General features: G+C 57.5%; 16 protein-coding genes. 8 read left to right on the top strand and 8 right to left on the bottom strand.

The genetic code is table 11. The features are described from left to right. Window positions 1-25: 25 nt before the first annotated feature. A complete protein-coding gene (locus tag ACR0JI_RS09105; RefSeq protein ID WP_267365173.1) occupies window positions 26-718 on the bottom strand; it encodes a Crp/Fnr family transcriptional regulator in 693 nt (230 codons plus the stop codon). Between the two features lie 185 nt (window positions 719-903). On the opposite strand from ACR0JI_RS09105, the gene hemA reads away from it, so the two are divergent. Then, window positions 904-2,127: a 5-aminolevulinate synthase gene (gene hemA / locus ACR0JI_RS09100; protein ID WP_480488712.1), complete on the top strand. Its 1,224-nt coding sequence runs from the start codon at window positions 904-906 to the stop codon at window positions 2,125-2,127. A gap of 52 nt (window positions 2,128-2,179) precedes the next feature. On the opposite strand, the gene ACR0JI_RS09095 is transcribed toward hemA, so the two are convergent. Genes ACR0JI_RS09095 through ACR0JI_RS09070 form a run of 6 tightly spaced genes read right to left on the bottom strand, consistent with a single transcriptional unit; the run spans window position 2,180 to window position 7,598 of the window. Beyond that, a complete protein-coding gene (locus ACR0JI_RS09095; RefSeq protein ID WP_480477353.1) occupies window positions 2,180-2,467 on the bottom strand; it encodes a cytochrome C oxidase subunit IV family protein in 288 nt (95 codons plus the stop codon). A 5-nt stretch (window positions 2,468-2,472) separates the two neighbouring features. Then, complete coding sequence (locus ACR0JI_RS09090; RefSeq protein WP_480477355.1) at window positions 2,473-3,021, bottom strand: cytochrome c oxidase subunit 3; 549 nt, start codon at window positions 3,019-3,021, stop codon at window positions 2,473-2,475. After that, window positions 3,018-4,940 carry a nitric oxide reductase activation protein NorD gene (locus tag ACR0JI_RS09085; RefSeq protein WP_480477357.1) on the bottom strand — a complete coding sequence of 641 codons (1,923 nt, stop codon included), beginning with the start codon at window positions 4,938-4,940 and terminating at the stop codon, window positions 3,018-3,020. Before ACR0JI_RS09085 ends, ACR0JI_RS09090 begins: the two co-directional genes overlap by 4 nt. Window positions 4,941-4,949: 9 nt before the next feature. Continuing rightward, the gene (locus tag ACR0JI_RS09080; RefSeq protein WP_480477359.1) at window positions 4,950-5,759 is read right to left on the bottom strand and encodes an AAA family ATPase; all 810 of its coding nucleotides are present in this window, start codon (window positions 5,757-5,759) and stop codon (window positions 4,950-4,952) included. 5 nt (window positions 5,760-5,764) lie between these two features. Continuing rightward, complete coding sequence (locus ACR0JI_RS09075) at window positions 5,765-7,132, bottom strand: cbb3-type cytochrome c oxidase subunit I (RefSeq protein ID WP_480477361.1); 1,368 nt, start codon at window positions 7,130-7,132, stop codon at window positions 5,765-5,767. Between the two features lie 16 nt (window positions 7,133-7,148). After that, a complete protein-coding gene (locus ACR0JI_RS09070; protein ID WP_209597154.1) occupies window positions 7,149-7,598 on the bottom strand; it encodes a c-type cytochrome in 450 nt (149 codons plus the stop codon). Window positions 7,599-7,864: 266 nt separating this feature from the next. Between ACR0JI_RS09070 and ACR0JI_RS09065 the strand changes: the two genes are divergently transcribed. Next, complete coding sequence (locus tag ACR0JI_RS09065; RefSeq protein ID WP_480477363.1) at window positions 7,865-8,971, top strand: Hint domain-containing protein; 1,107 nt, start codon at window positions 7,865-7,867, stop codon at window positions 8,969-8,971. 27 nt (window positions 8,972-8,998) lie between these two features. Here the strand turns inward: ACR0JI_RS09065 and ACR0JI_RS09060 are convergent, their stop codons facing one another. Continuing rightward, window positions 8,999-10,195 (bottom strand): NnrS family protein, encoded by a 1,197-nt coding sequence (locus tag ACR0JI_RS09060; RefSeq protein ID WP_480477365.1) that lies wholly within the window; start codon window positions 10,193-10,195, stop codon window positions 8,999-9,001. A 242-nt stretch (window positions 10,196-10,437) separates the two neighbouring features. Between ACR0JI_RS09060 and ACR0JI_RS09055 the strand changes: the two genes are divergently transcribed. From ACR0JI_RS09055 to ACR0JI_RS09030, 6 genes are all read left to right on the top strand, one after another. Next, window positions 10,438-12,114 (top strand): cytochrome D1 domain-containing protein, encoded by a 1,677-nt coding sequence (locus tag ACR0JI_RS09055; RefSeq protein WP_480477367.1) that lies wholly within the window; start codon window positions 10,438-10,440, stop codon window positions 12,112-12,114. A gap of 124 nt (window positions 12,115-12,238) precedes the next feature. Next, entirely contained in the window at window positions 12,239-14,026 is a 1,788-nt protein-coding gene (locus tag ACR0JI_RS09050) for a NapC/NirT family cytochrome c (protein ID WP_480494084.1), read from the top strand. Window positions 14,027-14,080: 54 nt separating this feature from the next. Beyond that, complete coding sequence (locus ACR0JI_RS09045) at window positions 14,081-14,482, top strand: cupredoxin domain-containing protein (protein WP_480477371.1); 402 nt, start codon at window positions 14,081-14,083, stop codon at window positions 14,480-14,482. Window positions 14,483-14,682: 200 nt separating this feature from the next. Further along, the gene (gene cobA, locus ACR0JI_RS09040; RefSeq protein WP_480477373.1) at window positions 14,683-15,444 is read left to right on the top strand and encodes a uroporphyrinogen-III C-methyltransferase; all 762 of its coding nucleotides are present in this window, start codon (window positions 14,683-14,685) and stop codon (window positions 15,442-15,444) included. A 46-nt stretch (window positions 15,445-15,490) separates the two neighbouring features. Further along, window positions 15,491-15,820, top strand: coding sequence for a c-type cytochrome (locus ACR0JI_RS09035; RefSeq protein ID WP_480477375.1), 330 nt, complete (start codon window positions 15,491-15,493; stop codon window positions 15,818-15,820). Then, window positions 15,817-16,962, top strand: coding sequence for a cytochrome D1 domain-containing protein (locus ACR0JI_RS09030; RefSeq protein WP_480477377.1), 1,146 nt, complete (start codon window positions 15,817-15,819; stop codon window positions 16,960-16,962). Before ACR0JI_RS09035 ends, ACR0JI_RS09030 begins: the two co-directional genes overlap by 4 nt.

Genomic DNA, 16,962 nt, shown 5'->3' with positions numbered 1-16,962 from the left:
TGCACAGAGCAACGGCCACGCGGCTCTATTTCTCGCTCGGGTCGCTTTCCGCGTAATTCCGCAATACATCCATATCTGCAATTTCCGCGTGGTTTCGGTTGATCTTAACCCCGACTGGTTTCAACCTCGAAAAAGCGCGGCTCAGGCTTTCGGGTTTCATCCCCAGACGCCCGGCGATCAGCATCTTGTCATACGGCAGTTCAACTTCGCACTGGCCGGCATCGCAATCACACAGGTTCAGCAGGAATTCCGCGACACGCTGCGCGCCCGTCTGGGCTTTGAGCTGTTCGAGTTGCGCCACCAGGGAATGCAAATGCGTGAATGTGGCCGCCAGGATCGATACGCAGATTTCCGGGTCTTGCTTCATCAGCGACAGCAGCACTGGACTTGGGATGTGCATGATCTCGCAGGGAGATACCGCCTCGGCCGAAACGGGATAGCGCACATTGCGCAGCGCAACGGCTTCGCCAAAGCTTTCACCGCGCGTGAAAACGCTCACCACGGCTTCGGCACCGGTCGGGGAAATGCGAAACAGCTTGACCCAACCAGCCAGTACAACATGTACGGCCTTGGCCTCTTCCTCTTGCAGAAAGATCGTCTCGCCCCGGTCGTATTGCCGCCAGACGGCCTGACGCAGCAGAGTATCGACATGTTGCTCTGGCAGGCTTCGCAAGAGCAGTGACTGCCGCGCAATTATCTTTTGTGCCTCGTGTGACAAGAAGGCAGCCCCTTATTCGTCCGCTCCGGGAACACCCCCGGATGATCAACCCCGAGACATGCTATGCCAAAGCCAGCGCGGGGGTGCCACCCTTTTCTCGGTCTCCAACTTGACTATTGTCATGTAAGGGCGGGCGCCACTGGCATAGGTTCAACGAAATTTCAGTTATCCGGGGAGCACGCCAGATGGACTTCGAGCAATTTTTCAGCCAGAGCCTCGACACTTTGAAAGACGAAGGCAACTACCGGATTTTCATCGACCTGCAACGCCGTCGTGGCGCGTTTCCGAACGCGCGTCAAACCGACGGGCCGGTTCAGCGGGATGTGCGGATCTGGTGCTCAAATGACTATCTGGGCATGGGTCAGCACCCTTCGGTGATCTCTGCCATGCACGACGCACTGGATCGCTGCGGAGCAGGCGCTGGCGGTACGCGCAATATCTCGGGCACCACGCATGATCACGTTCTGCTTGAGGCTGAGCTGGCTGATCTGCATGGGAAAGAAGCCGCGTTGCTGTTCACCTCGGGATATGTGTCGAACTGGGCTGCTTTGGGGACATTGGCCGCGCGAATTCCCGGGCTGATCGTGTTTTCTGATGCACTCAACCACGCCTCGATGATCGAAGGTATCCGGCATTCGCGTGCCCAGAAGGTGATTTGGAAACATAACGACTTGGCGGATTTGGACGCCAAATTGGCCGCAGCGGATCCCGACGCACCCAAAATGATCGCATTTGAATCGGTTTACTCCATGGACGGCGATATCGCCCCCATCAAGGAAATCTGCGATCTGGCTGACAAATACGGCGCGATGACCTATCTGGACGAGGTTCATGCCGTCGGCCTTTACGGCCCGCGTGGTGGCGGGATTGCTGAACGCGATGGATTGATGGATCGCCTGACGGTCATCGAAGGTACATTGGGCAAAGCGTTCGGCGTGGTTGGTGGGTATATCGCGGCCTCAGCCGCGCTGTGTGATTTTGTCCGCAGCTTTGCCAGTGGCTTCATCTTCACGACTGCCCTACCCCCATCGATTGCAGCCGGCGCTGCCGCATCGATCCGGCATTTGAAGCATTCAAGTGCAGAGCGTGACTTGCAAAAGACCCGCGTGGCGCAGGTACGCGCCCGATTGGATGCCGAGGGCATTCCGCATTTGCCCAACCCCAGCCATATCATCCCGGTGATGGTTGGCGACCCTGTGAAGTGTAAATTCATTTCGGACACCCTGCTTGAGGAGTTTGGCATCTACATTCAGCCGATCAACTATCCCACGGTTCCAAAAGGAACCGAGCGCCTGCGGATCACGCCGTCACCCGTTCATACGGATGAGGATATCGATCATCTGGTGGGCGCCCTGTCGGCGCTGTGGCAGCGCTGTCAGATCGCGCGGATGCCAATGGCCGCACAATAACCTAAGCGTCCCTTTGCTTGGTAACCTGCCGCCCCTTTTGGGGCGGCTTTTTTCAGATCAGGTAAAGTGCGAAGATCACGGCAGAGAACCCCGTCAAAACTATGGTGAAACCCCGCAGCCAGCCCGGGCTTTCAGCCAGGTCCAGATATCGGGCCAGGATCACACGGGCTTTGATCAAGGCAAGGAGCAGGATACCACCTGCAATGAGTTCGCCAGGCGTTTTCATCAGGGTTAAAAGCGTTGAGGCCAGACTGAGTGCCAGAAGCACCAGCCATGCGCTGGTGAGCGAGTTCGGACGCCTCCGGCGGGAGTATTTTGCAAAAGATGAAATTGCCGACATCTTGGTTATCCCAGAAGATAAATAACGGGAAACAGCAGGATCCAGACCAGGTCAACCATGTGCCAGAACTGTGCGCCCGCCTCGATGTTACGAGGATCATCGCGCCACGCGACCAGCAGCAGAATGCCCACCCCGGCCAGAACATGCGCCGCGTGAAACCCCGTCAACAGGTAGTAGAACATGAAAAACGGGTGGGTTTCATAGGTAATGCCTTGCCCCGCCTTCCCAGCGTATTCCACGCTTTTGACAACCAGGAATGCAATCCCAAGTACAGCCGCACCTGTCAGGGCCAGCCTGGCCTTGAACCGGAATGCTGCGCGGCGCCAGTTCAGGGCCTGTGCGGCCAGATAACCAGATGTGACCAGTATTGCAGTATTGAAGGCTGCCCCTGTTCGATAAAGATGCGATTGCGCCTCGGCAAAGCCTGCGGGGTCGGTCAGGCGAACGCCCATGAACGCGATCAGCCCGGCACCAAAAACCAGCAGCTCACTGATAATCAGAACCCACATCAGCAATTCGCCCGGAAGCTCGTCGATGAAAGAAGTTTCGCTCATGCTCCGACCAGTTGGCGGTAGATCTGCGGTAGGGCCATGGTCAAGCGGTGTGGGTCAGGAATAACCGCAAACCCACCCTGTCCGAACATGCGCGGGAACCAGCTTTTGCCGGTTTTGTCGATGGTGACGCCAAAAACCGATTGCCCGGCGCGGCGTGCCTCGCGCACGGCCATGCAGGTGTCTTCAATACCGTGGCGCCCTTCGTAATGGTCAAGGTCATTGGGTTTGCCATCGGTGATCACCAGCAACAGGCGGCGTTTGCGGGTCTGACTTGCCAGATCCTTTGAACAGTGGCGGATCGCGGCCCCAAGCCGTGTGTAATGACCGGGTCGCAGCGATGCGATACGTTGTTCAACTTTGGCACCCATCGGCTCATCAAACCGCTTGCATCGCTGGATATAGACGCGCTGGCGTTTCAGCGAACTGAAGGCATGAATGGCGAAATCGTCGCCGCAGGCGTTCAGGCCCCAGGCCAAAGCGGCCAGAGCTTCACGTTCAATGTCGATCACGGCGCGACCGGTTACGGCACTTTCAGTGGAACGGCTGACATCCAGCAGGATCGAGACTGCCAGGTCGCGCGCCTCGGGGCGGGATTGTTGCCAAATGCGGTCGTTGCTTTCGCCACTGGCCATGCGGTCAGTTTCGGCGCGCACGGCGGCTTCGATATCCAGCTGGTCACCATCCAGATGGCCGCGTGTCATCACACGACCGGGGCGCAGCGCCTCGAACTGGCGTTTGACCGCGCGGATGCGGCGAGCGGTGGCTGGGTCCTTGCCAAACGCGGCAGCATCGTCGCGGATATCTGCATCCGACAGCAGGACGTTGACGTGATCTGGCAGATACCGGCCCGAGCGCACGTCCCATTCGGGATAGAGGATGCGGCCGGACAGACGCTCGCGATTCACATCCTCGGGTGCCAGATCAAGGTGCAGCTTCAGCCGCGTTGGGGGGGCTTTTGATATCTGACCAAGGCCAATCTCTTCCTGATCATCGGCCGCTTTCTTGGCGTTGTCGGGATCGTCATCGTCGATGCGGCGGTTGATGTTCAGGAACTCGGCCCAGCTGAGGATGGCTTCGAACTTGTGCAGGATGAAACTGTCGCTGCGCTCGGCTTGATCCGATTTGCGACGGCGGGCGCGGTGGGTTTTCTCACCGGATTCCTCGGGCAGACCTTCGGTTTCGGGGTTTTCCACCTCGTTATGTTCGGAAAAGCCAACCGCGCGCAGTTCGGGCCATAGGGGAACCGGGCGCATAGGCTGATAGCCGCGGGGGGCGATCAGGTCCTCGTCCAGTGTCAGAAGCTGCTCGGCTTTCGCCGACAGCGGTTGAGGGTCACACAGCCTATGTTGGATAAGTTCTTCGACTGCCGCCTCAACCGGTGGCAGGTTGGGGATATCGCGCTGATGCAGCACGCCCTTGCAAAGCTCGGTGTAAAGCGGACGCAGGCCGGGGGCGTCGTCCAGGGTCGCATCAACCATGCTCTGTGCGGCGATCAGTGCGCGCAAGTCGGCGCGCAGCGGATCGTCTTCATCAATTCGCGTTCCGGCATGGGCAGCCGCAGCGGCCAGCCAGACATACAGCGCGCCGTTTGCTTCGCGGGCTGGAAAAACCGCCAGCCGGTCCGGTAGGCGCAGAACTTCACCGTCGAACGAGGCGCGTGGCATCAGTTCTGCCTCTGTCACCAGACGACGACGCCAACCCAGACGGTGGTGTGAAACCTCGGGCGAGACCGGGCGCAACTCTACGCCCGGACCACCGCCCAGCCCTCGGAAGAGGACGGCCAGCCGCCCCGCGACCTCAGAGAGGTCGACCGCGGCTCCAACGTGCACCAGGGGTGCATCGAGGCGGCTGGCAAGGGTGTGCCACAGTTTCCCGATCGTTTCTTCGGGTTCCCATGGCTCAAAATCGATCTTGACCATCGGCCGGCCTCACCCAAAGACAGCCGTAACAAGATCGAGGAGCCCGCGTTTGATATCCTCGTCATCTGTCAGAGGTTCGATCATGGCGGCAAGGATGGCGCGGTCGGTGGACATGCCTTGTGCGATCAGTGTCGCGGCATAAACAACCAGTCGGGTGGAAACGCCTTCCTCAAGATCCTGACCCTTGAGCCCGCGCAGCTTACCCGCCAGCCGCACCAGCGGCTTGCAACGTTCCAGCGGCAGACCGCTTTCCTGTGCAACCACTTCGGCTTCCATCTGCGCGGACGGGAAATCGAACTCCAAAGAGATGAAGCGTTGCCGAGTCGAAGGTTTCAGGGTTTTCAGGATATTCTGGTAACCGGGGTTGTACGACGCCACCAGCATGAAGCCAGGTGCGGCCTCAAGCTCTTCGCCGGTGCGGTCGATTGGCAGGATGCGCCGGTCATCGGTCAGCGGGTGCAGAACGACAGTGACGTCTTTACGGGCCTCAACCACCTCGTCGAGGTAGCAAATCGCCCCTTCACGCACTGCGCGGGTGAGGGGGCCATCGACCCAGACGGTTTCCCCGCCTTTCAGCAGATAACGGCCAATCAGGTCGGCAGCCGCCAGATCATCATGGCAGGCGACGGTATAAAGCGGGCGGCCAAGTTTTGCGGCCATGTGGGCCACAAAGCGGGTCTTTCCGCAGCCCGTCGGACCTTTCAGCAGAACTGGCAAGTCGTTGTTATAAGCCGCGGTGAACACATCGCATTCATCGCCTTGGGGCAGGTAGAAGGGGGCGTTTGCCGCCCCCTCTTTCAGTTTTATGGAGCCATCCATATCCATTACTCCGCGGGGGTTTCAGCGGCGCCGGGTTCAATAACTTCTTTCCGGGGAACCCAGATCGAATAGATGAACAGCAGCGCACCAAGGACCACGACGATACCGGAACCCAGACGCATCCAGTAGAAGATTGCGATCTGGTCTTGTACGTCCATGAAGTAATCTCCGACCACACGTTGCATGTGCGTCTGCACGGTTCCGCCGAAGGTCAGCACGAAGGTCATAAAGACCATACCGCTGGTCATCAGCCAGAACGATCCCATGTTCAGCACCTGATTGTAAGGATCACGGTTCTTGAGGATCGGCATCGCATAGCTGAAGATCGCCAGGTTGAGGCAGACATAGGCACCGTAGAAGGCCAGGTGACCGTGGGCCGCAGTGATCTGTGTGCCGTGGGTATAATAGTTCACCCCGTGCAGCGTATGCAGGAAGCCCCAGACGCCGGCACCAAAGAAGGCAAGCGTTGCACATCCCAGAGACCATAGCAGAGCGGCCTTGTTGGGATGGTCACGACGGCCCTTCCAGACCATGACGAAGGCAAAGGCCATCATTGCGAAGAACGGGATCACCTCGAGGCTTGAGAAGATCGACCCAATCCACTGCCAGTAACCGGGGGTACCGATCCAATAGTAGTGGTGACCTGTTCCAAGAATGCCCGAGAACAGCGCGGCGGCGACAATGACATAGAGCCATTTTTCAACCACCTCACGGTCCACACCAGTCAGCTTCAGCATCAGGTAGGCCAGAATTGAGGCCATGATCAGTTCCCACACACCTTCGACCCACAGGTGGACAACATACCACCAGTATTGCTTGTCCAGGGACAGGTTGCCCGGGTTGTAGAAGGCAAACAGGAACAGCAGCGCCAGACCCCACAGGCCCAACAACAGGATATTGGTGATTGCAGTCTTCTTGCCCTTCAGAACGGTCATCGACACGTTGTAAAGGAACATCAGCGCGGCGACGACGATACCGGCCTTGACCCATTTGGGTTGCTCAAGGAACTCGCGCCCTTCTTTGCCCAGCAGCCAGTTGCCTTCGAACAGGTTGAAGACATAGGTCAGAACCACGCCCAACGTACCGACCACAAGGATGATCAGCTGCAGATACGCCAACTTGGGCGAATGGATTTCACGCTCGGCTTCTTCCGGAATAAGGAAGTAGGCTGCACCGAAGAAGCCCAGTATCAACCAGACGATCAGCGCGTTGGTGTGCAGCATCCGCACGATGTTGAACGGCAGAAGCTCGCTCAGGAAGTTCGGGAATACATAGATGAAGCCGGCCAGCAGGCCGCCGATCACCTGTATCGCGAACAGTGCCATGGCTACCGCAAAGTAGGCATAGGCGATTTTTTGGGATTCGTATTTCATTGCTCCATTCCCCTTCTCAGCCAGCCTCGTTGGGCGGCCAGTCCTGAGCGTCGATATTGTCCGTCCAGATCAGGAAGTTGGTCAGATCCCGGATCTCTTCGTCGCTGAGGTTGAATTGCGGCATCTGCCGACGACCGGGAATGCCGGTGGGTTGTGCCTCCATCCAGCCCTTGAGAGATTCAAAGGCCGATTCCGGGTCGTCCAACACGCCCCAACGTGTCATCACATTGCCGACCTCAGGGGCAAAGTACGCCCCTTCGCCAAGGATCGTGTGGCAGTTGATACAGGCGTGTTTTTCCCAAACATGTTTACCCCGAACCACACTTTCGTCGAGCTTCGCGGCATTTTCAGAATTGACGATATACAGGTGTGAATGGGCTGATAGAGCCAGAAAGATGAGGATGAAGAACAGTGACCCGCCATAGAAAATATTGCGAGCCATGCTCTTTGTCATGACTTCTCGCATCGCGCTCTCCTTTGCGCAGATTAGCTAGTGCAGGCAACATGACGTGCAGGTCACAGGGCTGCCTTAACGAAAGTCAAGACTTCTAAAGTATCCTCAGGAACGAGATCAGACATCCGCAAACAGCGAAAATAACGAAATGACCTTGGGATTGCCTTTAAATCTGAGGCAATTGTGAACACTTTCGCGTCGACTTTTTGACATGAAGGACGTATTCAACCACCTGAGAAAAAGGTGAAAAATTCCGTTTCAAAGATTGATGGGTGAAAATGGCGAACTATTCCTATATCGGTTATACCCCTGGTGTAATCACGGTGAATACGATTGGGCCGGACACGGTTACGTTGGATGTCAATTTTGATCCCGACACGGATCGTCGTTTGTTTAGTGTGACTGACGCAGCCGGTGGTTTTATTCAAAACGGAGGTGGAGCACCTGTTGTCGATACAGGGGATGTTTTCAACGGTGACCGCTTTGACGACGAAGACGGCGATGACCTGACGCAGACCGGTACTATCACCACCCTCGATGGTTCGACCACCTTTTTAAGCGGCCCAATATACTTAGAAGAATCGTACGTGCTGTCCAAACCAGGCGGAGGCACAATTACTGTATATCGCGTCGAAGTTGACGGCATATTGGGCGGCTATATTACCTCTGAACCTCTTGTGCCCGGCACGACCTACTCGATGAACATCGTGAATGTCACGCCGACCAATGCCCCCGACACAACTGACCCTGCTGCCATCATTGACGTGCCGTGCTTTGCTGCTGGAACACTTATCATGACGCCAGAAGGTCCGATACCCATCGAGGATCTGAAGGTGGGTGACATGGTCGTCACTGCCGACAATGGACCGCAACACATACGTTGGATCGGAACGCGAAACCTATCGCATGAAGAGCTGGTGAAAAAACCCAAGCTGCTACCAATCCTCATCAAGGCCGGGGCCTTGGGGAGTGACTTGCCAAAACGCGACCTGCTTGTTTCGCCACAGCACCGCATACTGGTTCGATCCCGAATCGCCGTCAGAATGTTCGACGCAGAGGAAATCCTGGTCCCCGCTCGTATTCTTGTCGCCAGCCCTGGTATCAGCGTTGCAGATGACACCGTGTCAGTCACATATCTCCATCTTTTGTTCGACCGCCATGAAATCATCTACGCAGAAGGTGCCCCGTCAGAAAGCCTTTTTGTCGGCGCACAGGCTCTGTCCAGCGTTCCCCCAGAAGCAAGGGCGGAAATCTTCGACCTGTTTCCGGAACTAGAGACCCCAATGTACGTTCCTCAAGCTGTGCGGCACATACCTGAAAACGGAAGACGCGCTCGTGCGCTCGTGTCCCGCCATGTAAAGAACGAACGCCCCTTGATATTCTGAATAGTAATACGCGGTTAAGGTTCCGTGTCAGCCGTGCTTCGCTGCGCGCGGGCCTGTCAGCGCGGGCCACATGGCAAACAGGTACAACCCGATTGCGGCAATCCATAACCCGTCAGCCGTCAGCATGGCCGTCATATATCCACCTGCCAGCCCGGACCCCAACCAGCGGACCAAAGCCGCCGCCGCCATCAGCCCGTATCCGACCGCCATTGGCGACGGTGCAACAAGGGGCCGGCCGCTGTGGCCAAGGGCGGCGCGGCTCATGACGGCAAGGGTCATGCCACCAACGCACCCGATCCCCAAAATGTGAAGCGCGCCGATCTCATTACCATATCCGATGACGGCAGACCCCCACAGCAACAACCCAAGGGCCAGCATCATCAGGCCCAGGTGCAAAGCAATCAGGATCGGCTGCCGCAGCGCCCAACCCGCTCTCCACCGTGCCATGCGCATCAGTTGGGCGCCGCCCAGCAGCAACGCGCAGATACCCGCCAAGGAAACACTGCCCAAGGTCAGCACCAACAACGGCAGCATAAGGGCAAGCGCCATCACGGCCTTTTCCAGCACCGCGTTTGAAACCGGCCACAAGGCTTCGGGCACACCGTCGCGTTTCATTGCATTGCGCGTAAAGGCCGGTGTGATACGCCCCCCCAGTATCGCTATCATTGAACACAAGGTCAGTAGCCCTGCACGAACTCCGGTATTCAGCGTGTCTGTGGTGAGTCCAATCCATTCCAGATGAACCATCAGGTTGGCCAACCATACCAAACTCAGAAGATACAGAAATATCATGTTCTGTGGCTTGGGCCTGCGTACCAGCTGGCTGGCAATTTTCAGGACAAGAATTGGAACAAAGCTCAGATCGATAATTGCGACGGTAGTCGGAGAGAGCGACCCTGATAACCACACAGCCAGCCGCCCCGCCATCCAGATCAGCGCTACGACTGTGACAAAACGCGCCCGCACTTCGGGCGTCCCGGTCCAGTTCGGAACTGCCGTCAGAAAGAACCCACCCAGCGCTGCTGTTGCATAGCCAAAAATCATCTCATGGGCATGCCACATGACCGGGGGCATTCCATAACTTTGCTCGTCATAAGGTAAAAGCCCATCCAGTGAGGCCAGCCAAATACCCCAGGCGACACCAGCAAATACGCCATAAAGACCGGCGGAAAGGAAAAATACCCGAAATCCTTCGCTGAAAATGCGCGATATTGCAGATGACATGCCTGCTCTCCATGGCCCATCTCGTCATTCAACAAGCAGTACCGTCCGACGGGATTGAGGCACTTAACCGAAATCAAGACGTAAAAACATGTGCGAAAAAAACAGGTTTTATTGCTGAAATCTGCACCTGGTTTTTGTCCAAAGAGCGAAGTTAGCGCCGCGCCCGTTGACTTTGGTCAAGGATGACAATCCCGTGATGGATCAGTCTCCGCATTGCCTCACCACGCAAATGGAGAGTGATCATGTCACTTGGAATCAGCTACAACAAGACCGGCCGCGCTTTTGGGGTCGGATTGGCAATGTTGTTGGGCAGCGTCGCTGCTCCAGCTTTTGCCGACGAGCCAACACTTAGCGACGAAGCCTTTGAAGCTTCGAAACAACTGTACTTTGAACAATGTGCAGGCTGCCACGGGGTTTTGCGCAAAGGCGCTACCGGTAAAAACCTGGAACCGCATTGGAAGAAGACCGCAGCCGACGGCACCGTAACCGAAGGCGGCACCCTGAAACTGGGTCAGGAACGCCTTGAGAAAATCATCGCCTGGGGAACTGAAGGCGGGATGAACAACTTCTCGGACATCATGTCTGAGCAGGAAATCAAGGATATGGCGACATACATCATGATGGAGGCCCCAAAGCCGCCTGAAATGTCGCTGGAACAGATGAAGGCAACCCGCAAGGTCTACGTCGAAGAAGCGGACTATCCGACCGAACCGCTGCACGGCCGCAACTGGGAAAACTTCTTTGTCGTCATCGAACGTGACGTCGGCAAGGTTGCAGTCATTGACGGCGACACGAAAGAAGTGCTGACGCATATTCCGACCGGCTATGCCGTGCACGTCCTGAAGGCTTCGGAGCATCACAACATCACCGAACCCGAAACGCCGGGCCGTTTCTGGTATACAATGGGCCGTGACGGCAAGATGACCAAGATTGACCTCTGGCAAACGCCGGACAAGATGCTGGTTTCGGAAGTCAAGATCGCCTATGACGCGCGCGATGTCGCCGTGTCCGGTGACGGCAAATACGTCATCGGCGGTGGGTACTGGCCGCCTCACTTTGCGATCGTTGACGCGCAGACCATGGAGCCGGTCAAAGTCGTATCGACCCGTGGCACCAACGTAGATGGCGAGTATGTGGAAGAAGCCCGTGTGGCCGCTATCTACACCACGCCGAACGAACCCACCTGGATCGTTGCCGTGAAAGAGCTGGGGCAGCTCTGGCAGGTTGACTACACAGACCTCGACAACTTGCGGATCGACAAGATCAACTCGGCCAAGTTCCTGCATGACGGGTTCTTCGACCCGACAGGCCGGTACTTCCAAATCGCGGCTAACGCATCGAACAAGATGGTCGTTGTCGATACTGAAACGCACAAGCTTGAGGCGATGATCGACACCGCTGCTCTGCCGCACCCCGGTCCGGGCGCCAACTGGATTGACCCGAATTGCGGACCTGTGGCGGGTACAACCCACCTGGGTGTCGGTACCGTGACAGTCTGGGGCAACGACCCAGAAGGTCACCCGGATCAGGCCTGGAAAACCTGTTACGAGGTGGAAACCGACGGCCCCGGCCTGTTTGTCCGCACCCACCCGAACTCGGATTACATCTGGGCTGATCAGACCAAACACCCCGAGCCGGAAATTCAGCAATCGGTTCAGGTCATCTCGAAAGAGACCGGCGAGATCGTGAAAACCATCCAGATCACCGAAGACGAAGGCAGTGCCGCTGTTCACTTCGAATTCAACGCCGATGGTACCGAGGTCTGGGTTTCCAAGTGGAACCTGTCGGACTCGAAGGAACCCAACGGTCAGATAGTGATCTTCGACGCCAAGACATTGGAAGAGATCGGTCGGATTGACGGACTTTACGCCCCGACCGGCAAATTCAATGTCTACAACCGGTCGAACCACGTCACCTGACGGGTTCGCAACCTAAACCGGAAAGGGCGGGCCCCTCGCCCGCCCTTTCCTCGTTTGACAGATCCGCCAAACTCACCGGCCTGCCACCTAAGGCCAGACAAGACAGCCAAAACGGAGCCCGGATATGACTTCCGAACCGGATAAGAAAAAACCGATCTGGCGCCGGTATTTCCTGTGGGGAATGCCCGTGGCCGGTATTGCTGCGGCTTTCGCCGCCGGCATCATCTTCTGGGGTGGGTTCAACACCGCCATGGAAGCCACGAATACCAAGGAATTCTGTGTCTCGTGCCACGAGATGCGAGATTTTGTTTATGCGGAATACCAGGGCACGATCCACGACGTGAACCGGTCAGGCGTTGGTGCGGTCTGCTCGGACTGTCACGTGCCCAAGGACTGGACCCACAAAATCATCCGCAAAATAAAAGCCTCGAAAGAGCTTTATGGAAAGATGGTCGGCACCATCAACACCCGCGAGAAATTCGAAGCCAAGCGCATTCATCTTGCCATGAATGAGTGGGAGAGGATGAAATCGACGGACTCGCGTGAATGTCGAAACTGCCATGACTTTGAATCGATGATGCCCGAATTCCAGCGTCCCCGTGCGCGTCAGCAGCACCTGAACGCAATGGAAACCGGTCAGACCTGTATCGACTGCCACAAGGGCATTGCCCACTCGAACATCCGAGATCGCGCAACCGACGAGTATCTGGAGGAGCTTGAGGCGCCAAATCCGGCTTTCATCCGACAAATACCGCCAGAATACCTTGCCAGTCTTGAGCGGATCGAAGCCAAGGAAGCTGCCGAGGCCGAAGCTGAGAAAGCTGCAAAGAAAGCCCAGCAGGAGGCCGTTCAGGCCCAGATTGCAGCAGCAGTTGACGCGGCTGTCGCGGAAGAGCGGGCAACGGCTGCAACCGATGGTTCGACAACACCTGCCGGCAGTGAAAGCGGCGATGTCGGTGGCAACATCGACTGGAATGCGGTGGCCAGTGCGGAACTGAAACTGTTCTATCCGGGCCAGGCGTCATTTGAATGGGTGCAGAACGGAAAAACCCATGGCGGGGCCCGTCCGCTGACCAAAGGTGGCGATCAATGTTCGACCTGTCATGCCAAGGAACTGGATGCGATTGGTAACAAGATCGTTGCCGGTGGCGAACTGGAACCCACTCCGATCCCCGGCAAACGCGGTGTGATCGACGCAACCGTTCAGGCGGCACATGATGACGAAAACCTGTACATCCGTCTGCAATGGCCGGATTCAGGGCACAACCCTGCTCCGTTTGTTGATGGCGGCAAAATGGACCCCAAAAACCAAATCAAGGTCGCAATGATGATCACCGGAACCGGCATCGAGCTGGGCGATCAGGTCGGGTGCTGGGCGTCGTGCCACGCCGACAACACCTACATGCCCTTTGCGCCTGAGGCGGATGCAATTGCCGCAAACGGGGATGTTTCCGGTCGCCTGACCGCTCAGGACACCGTGACCAAGTACCTCAGCGAAAGCCGCACCGAGATCGAAATCAAAGGCAGGGGCGGCAAGGCTTTGGGCGGTTGGGACAAGTTGCAGGCCGCAGAACAGATCGAACAGTATCTGGCTGATGGCACCTATCTTGACCTGATGCGTGTCTACGCGGACGGCAGCGCCACAAATGGCTATCTGCTGGAACAGCGTGTAGTCAATGATGGTGAGATCGCGGCCTCGGCAAACCTGTCAGGTGGCGTGTGGACTGTTGTCTTCACACGTCCGCTGAACTCGGGCGCGCCGGGCGACATTCCACTGGAGGCTGGCCGGACCTATACCGTCGGTTTTGCCATTCATGACGATTTCGCCAACGCAAGGTTCCATCACGTGACGCTGAACACCAGCCTTGCGCTGGATGATGACAGCGCGCTTATCAACGTGGTCAAGCAATAACAGTTTGGGGCCGGTTCACCCGGCCCCAAACACCTTGGAAAGGAGACATGGACCATGAAACCCCACCGCCTTCTTCCCGCGCTGCTGCTCCTTGCCGCGCCAGCCTGGTCAGATGAAACCGCCGAAATCTGTGCTGAAGCCGAAGAGCGTTATGTCGAGCTGTTCGGACACCCCTCGGCCTCGGTCGAGGACGCCAAGGTGGTTTTGATGTACAACTACAATTTCTGCCCGGTCGAACTGACCGTAAAGGCAGGTACAACTGTCCGATGGGTGAACGTCGACAAGCGCACCAGCCACAGTGTGTTGCTGAAAGACGGTAGCGAACCCGAAAGCGACCGGCTGTTCCCGGAAGAAACGGTTGAAATAACCTTCCTGACACCGGGCCCTCAGGATTATCTCTGCGGGCCCCATTGGGAGACACAGAACATGATCGGGATGATCACTGTCGAGCCCTGATCTGAGCTATTCCTACAGACTGAAAACGGAGCGCGGGCGCAAATCCCGCGCTCCTTAACTTATGTCAAGGAGGTTGGTTTTCGATTGCGCCAATCTGCCCTCATGACACGCCCGGCCTACCCAGCAACGTCCCGCAAAAGCATTGGACTCGCGCAGGAAACCCCGGGTTTCGAAGACATTCAGACCCAGCGAGTTTGAACATGAGCGGTAAGGTTTTTCTGATAGGTGCAGGCCCCGGCGACCCTGAACTAATGACGCTGCGTGCCCTGCGAATGCTGCAGGAAGCAGATGTGGTGGTCTATGACAGACTGGTGTCTGCCGACATCCTGAATCTGCACGCCGAAGGCGCGCGGCTGATCCCTGTTGGGAAAGCGCCCAAATGCCACACCGTCCCACAGGACCGGATCAACGAAATCCTTCTGGAAGAGGCCAGCGCAGGTCACACGGTCGCCCGTCTGAAAGGTGGCGATCCGATGATCTTTGGCCGCGGCTCGGAAGAAGCCGCTTATCTGATGGCCCATGGCGTGGCGGTCGAATACGCACCGGGGATAACGGCGGCGCAGGGCGCGTCCTGCTCGACCGGCGTGCCGCTGACCCATCGCGGTCTGGCCACCTCGGTTCAATATGTCACCGGACACCGGCAGGCAGACAAAGTGCTGGATCTGGACTGGAAACGCCTGGCCGACCCGGACACGACCTTGGTGGTCTATATGGGTGTGGCCAACATCGGCCAGATCGCCATGGGGCTGATGACCGAAAACCTGCCGGGATCGACGCCGGTTCTGGCCATCGGAAATGCAACGACACCTAATGAAAGCCGCCTGGTTTCACGGCTGGACCAATTGGCCAACGACGTGCGCACCTCCGGGCTGAAGGCGCCAACGCTTTTCATCATCGGCAAGGTTGTTTCACTTTATGCCGAACAGCCCGTGGCGGACATTCTGGAACGGGCCCATGGCTAAGCTGGGGTGCAGAAAACATGTGCCGTGCCCCGCGCCGAACAGAAATGTGCCTGGCCGCACGGGGTGGGTCGCCCGAACCTTTCTGACAACTGCGGTTCTGGCTGCAACGTCCGCCTTTGCTGCCGATGTTATTGATCCCAACGCACTGAAAAGACTTGTGCATCAGGATTGCGGTTCGTGCCATGGGCTGTCGCTGAAAGGCGGCCTGGGGCCCGATCTGCGCTCGAAAACACTGGAGCATTATGACGCCGAGGTTTTGACCGGCGTCATCCTTGACGGCATCCCCGATACGGCGATGCCCCCGTGGCGGCCTCTGATCAGCGAAGAAGAGGCCGAATGGATTGCCCGATACCTGCTGGAACAGGAGGCACGATGAAATACCTTATCCTCAGCCTTGCGGCGACATTGATGATGACCGCGGCCCAGGCCGAGCCGATGGCGACAGGAGACCTTGGGCTGGTGATCGAACGTGCCAGCGGATCGGTCCTGTTGGTGGACCAGTCCGACCGTGCCGCTCTGGCCCGGATAGAAGGATTGGGCGACCTGTCCCACGCCTCGTTGGTCTATTCACCGGATGAACGTTTTGCCTTTGTCTTTGGCCGCGACGGTGGATTGACCAAGGTTGACATTGTCACCCGCCAGATCGTGAACCGCGTTGTGCAGTCCGGAAACGCCATTGGCGGCGCGATCTCGGACGATGGTACGCTTGTGGCGGTATCGAATTACGAACCCGGCGGTGTGCGCGTGTTTGATGCGCAAACGCTGGAGATGGTGGCTGACATTCCCACTGGCAGCAAAACGATTGGTTTGGTCGACGCGCCGGGCCGCCGCTTCGTTTTCACCATGTGGGACACGGGCGAAACATGGATCGCGGATTTTGCACGGGGGGCGCCCGAGATCACCAGGATCACCGATATCGGCAAGAACCCCTATGACGCGCTAATCACTGCCAATGGCCGCACCTATATCGCCGGCCTGTTTGGCGAGGATGGCCTGACCGCGCTTGACCTGTGGTCCGACAACCCGGAACCGATCCGCGTTCTGCCCGGCTATGGCCGTGGTCAGGAGGAAATGCCGGTCTACAAGATGCCCCATCTGGAAGGTTGGGCGCTGACAGGGTCCGAATTCGTCTTGCCCGCCGTTGGCCACCATGAGGTTTTGTGGGTAGACGCCGCCACTCTGACCGAGACCGGACGCACACAAACCCACGGACAGCCGGTCTTTGCCATGGCCCGCCCGGACGGGCGACAGGTCTGGGTTAACTTTGCCCACCCGCTGAACGATACCATTCAGGTCATCGATACTGTCAGCAAACAAATTATTCACGAATTCAAGCCCGGCCCGGCCGTTTTGCACATGGAGTTCACACCACGCGGGCACGAAGTCTGGATCAGTGTGCGCGATGCGAACAAGGTCATGGTTTATGACACGCGTAGTTTCGAAAAACTGCGTGAGATCGAGGCCGAAAGCCCGTCAGGCATCTTCTTTACCGCGCGTGCGCACAAAACGGGTCTGTAA

The organism is Ruegeria sp. N10 (assembly GCF_056531545.1).
Note: the sequence above shows the minus strand (reverse complement) of the source record. Positions and strands in the feature narration are given on the sequence as shown.

What these genes read in the sequence shown, in the direction of transcription:
- ACR0JI_RS09090 (WP_480477355.1), bottom strand. Translation starts at nt 3,021, where the DNA reads ATGAGCGAAACTTCTTTCATCGACGAGCTTCCGGGCGAATTGCTGATG.
- ACR0JI_RS09070 (WP_209597154.1), bottom strand. Translation starts at nt 7,598, where the DNA reads ATGCGAGAAGTCATGACAAAGAGCATGGCTCGCAATATTTTCTATGGC.
- cobA (WP_480477373.1), top strand. Translation starts at nt 14,683, where the DNA reads ATGAGCGGTAAGGTTTTTCTGATAGGTGCAGGCCCCGGCGACCCTGAA.
- ACR0JI_RS09050 (WP_480494084.1), top strand. Translation starts at nt 12,239, where the DNA reads ATGACTTCCGAACCGGATAAGAAAAAACCGATCTGGCGCCGGTATTTC.
- ACR0JI_RS09085 (WP_480477357.1), bottom strand. Translation starts at nt 4,940, where the DNA reads ATGGTCAAGATCGATTTTGAGCCATGGGAACCCGAAGAAACGATCGGG.
- ACR0JI_RS09075 (WP_480477361.1), bottom strand. Translation starts at nt 7,132, where the DNA reads ATGAAATACGAATCCCAAAAAATCGCCTATGCCTACTTTGCGGTAGCC.
- hemA (WP_480488712.1), top strand. Translation starts at nt 904, where the DNA reads ATGGACTTCGAGCAATTTTTCAGCCAGAGCCTCGACACTTTGAAAGAC.
- ACR0JI_RS09065 (WP_480477363.1), top strand. Translation starts at nt 7,865, where the DNA reads ATGGCGAACTATTCCTATATCGGTTATACCCCTGGTGTAATCACGGTG.
- ACR0JI_RS09080 (WP_480477359.1), bottom strand. Translation starts at nt 5,759, where the DNA reads ATGGATGGCTCCATAAAACTGAAAGAGGGGGCGGCAAACGCCCCCTTC.
- ACR0JI_RS09030 (WP_480477377.1), top strand. Translation starts at nt 15,817, where the DNA reads ATGAAATACCTTATCCTCAGCCTTGCGGCGACATTGATGATGACCGCG.
- ACR0JI_RS09055 (WP_480477367.1), top strand. Translation starts at nt 10,438, where the DNA reads ATGTCACTTGGAATCAGCTACAACAAGACCGGCCGCGCTTTTGGGGTC.
- ACR0JI_RS09060 (WP_480477365.1), bottom strand. Translation starts at nt 10,195, where the DNA reads ATGTCATCTGCAATATCGCGCATTTTCAGCGAAGGATTTCGGGTATTT.
- ACR0JI_RS09045 (WP_480477371.1), top strand. Translation starts at nt 14,081, where the DNA reads ATGAAACCCCACCGCCTTCTTCCCGCGCTGCTGCTCCTTGCCGCGCCA.
- ACR0JI_RS09095 (WP_480477353.1), bottom strand. Translation starts at nt 2,467, where the DNA reads ATGTCGGCAATTTCATCTTTTGCAAAATACTCCCGCCGGAGGCGTCCG.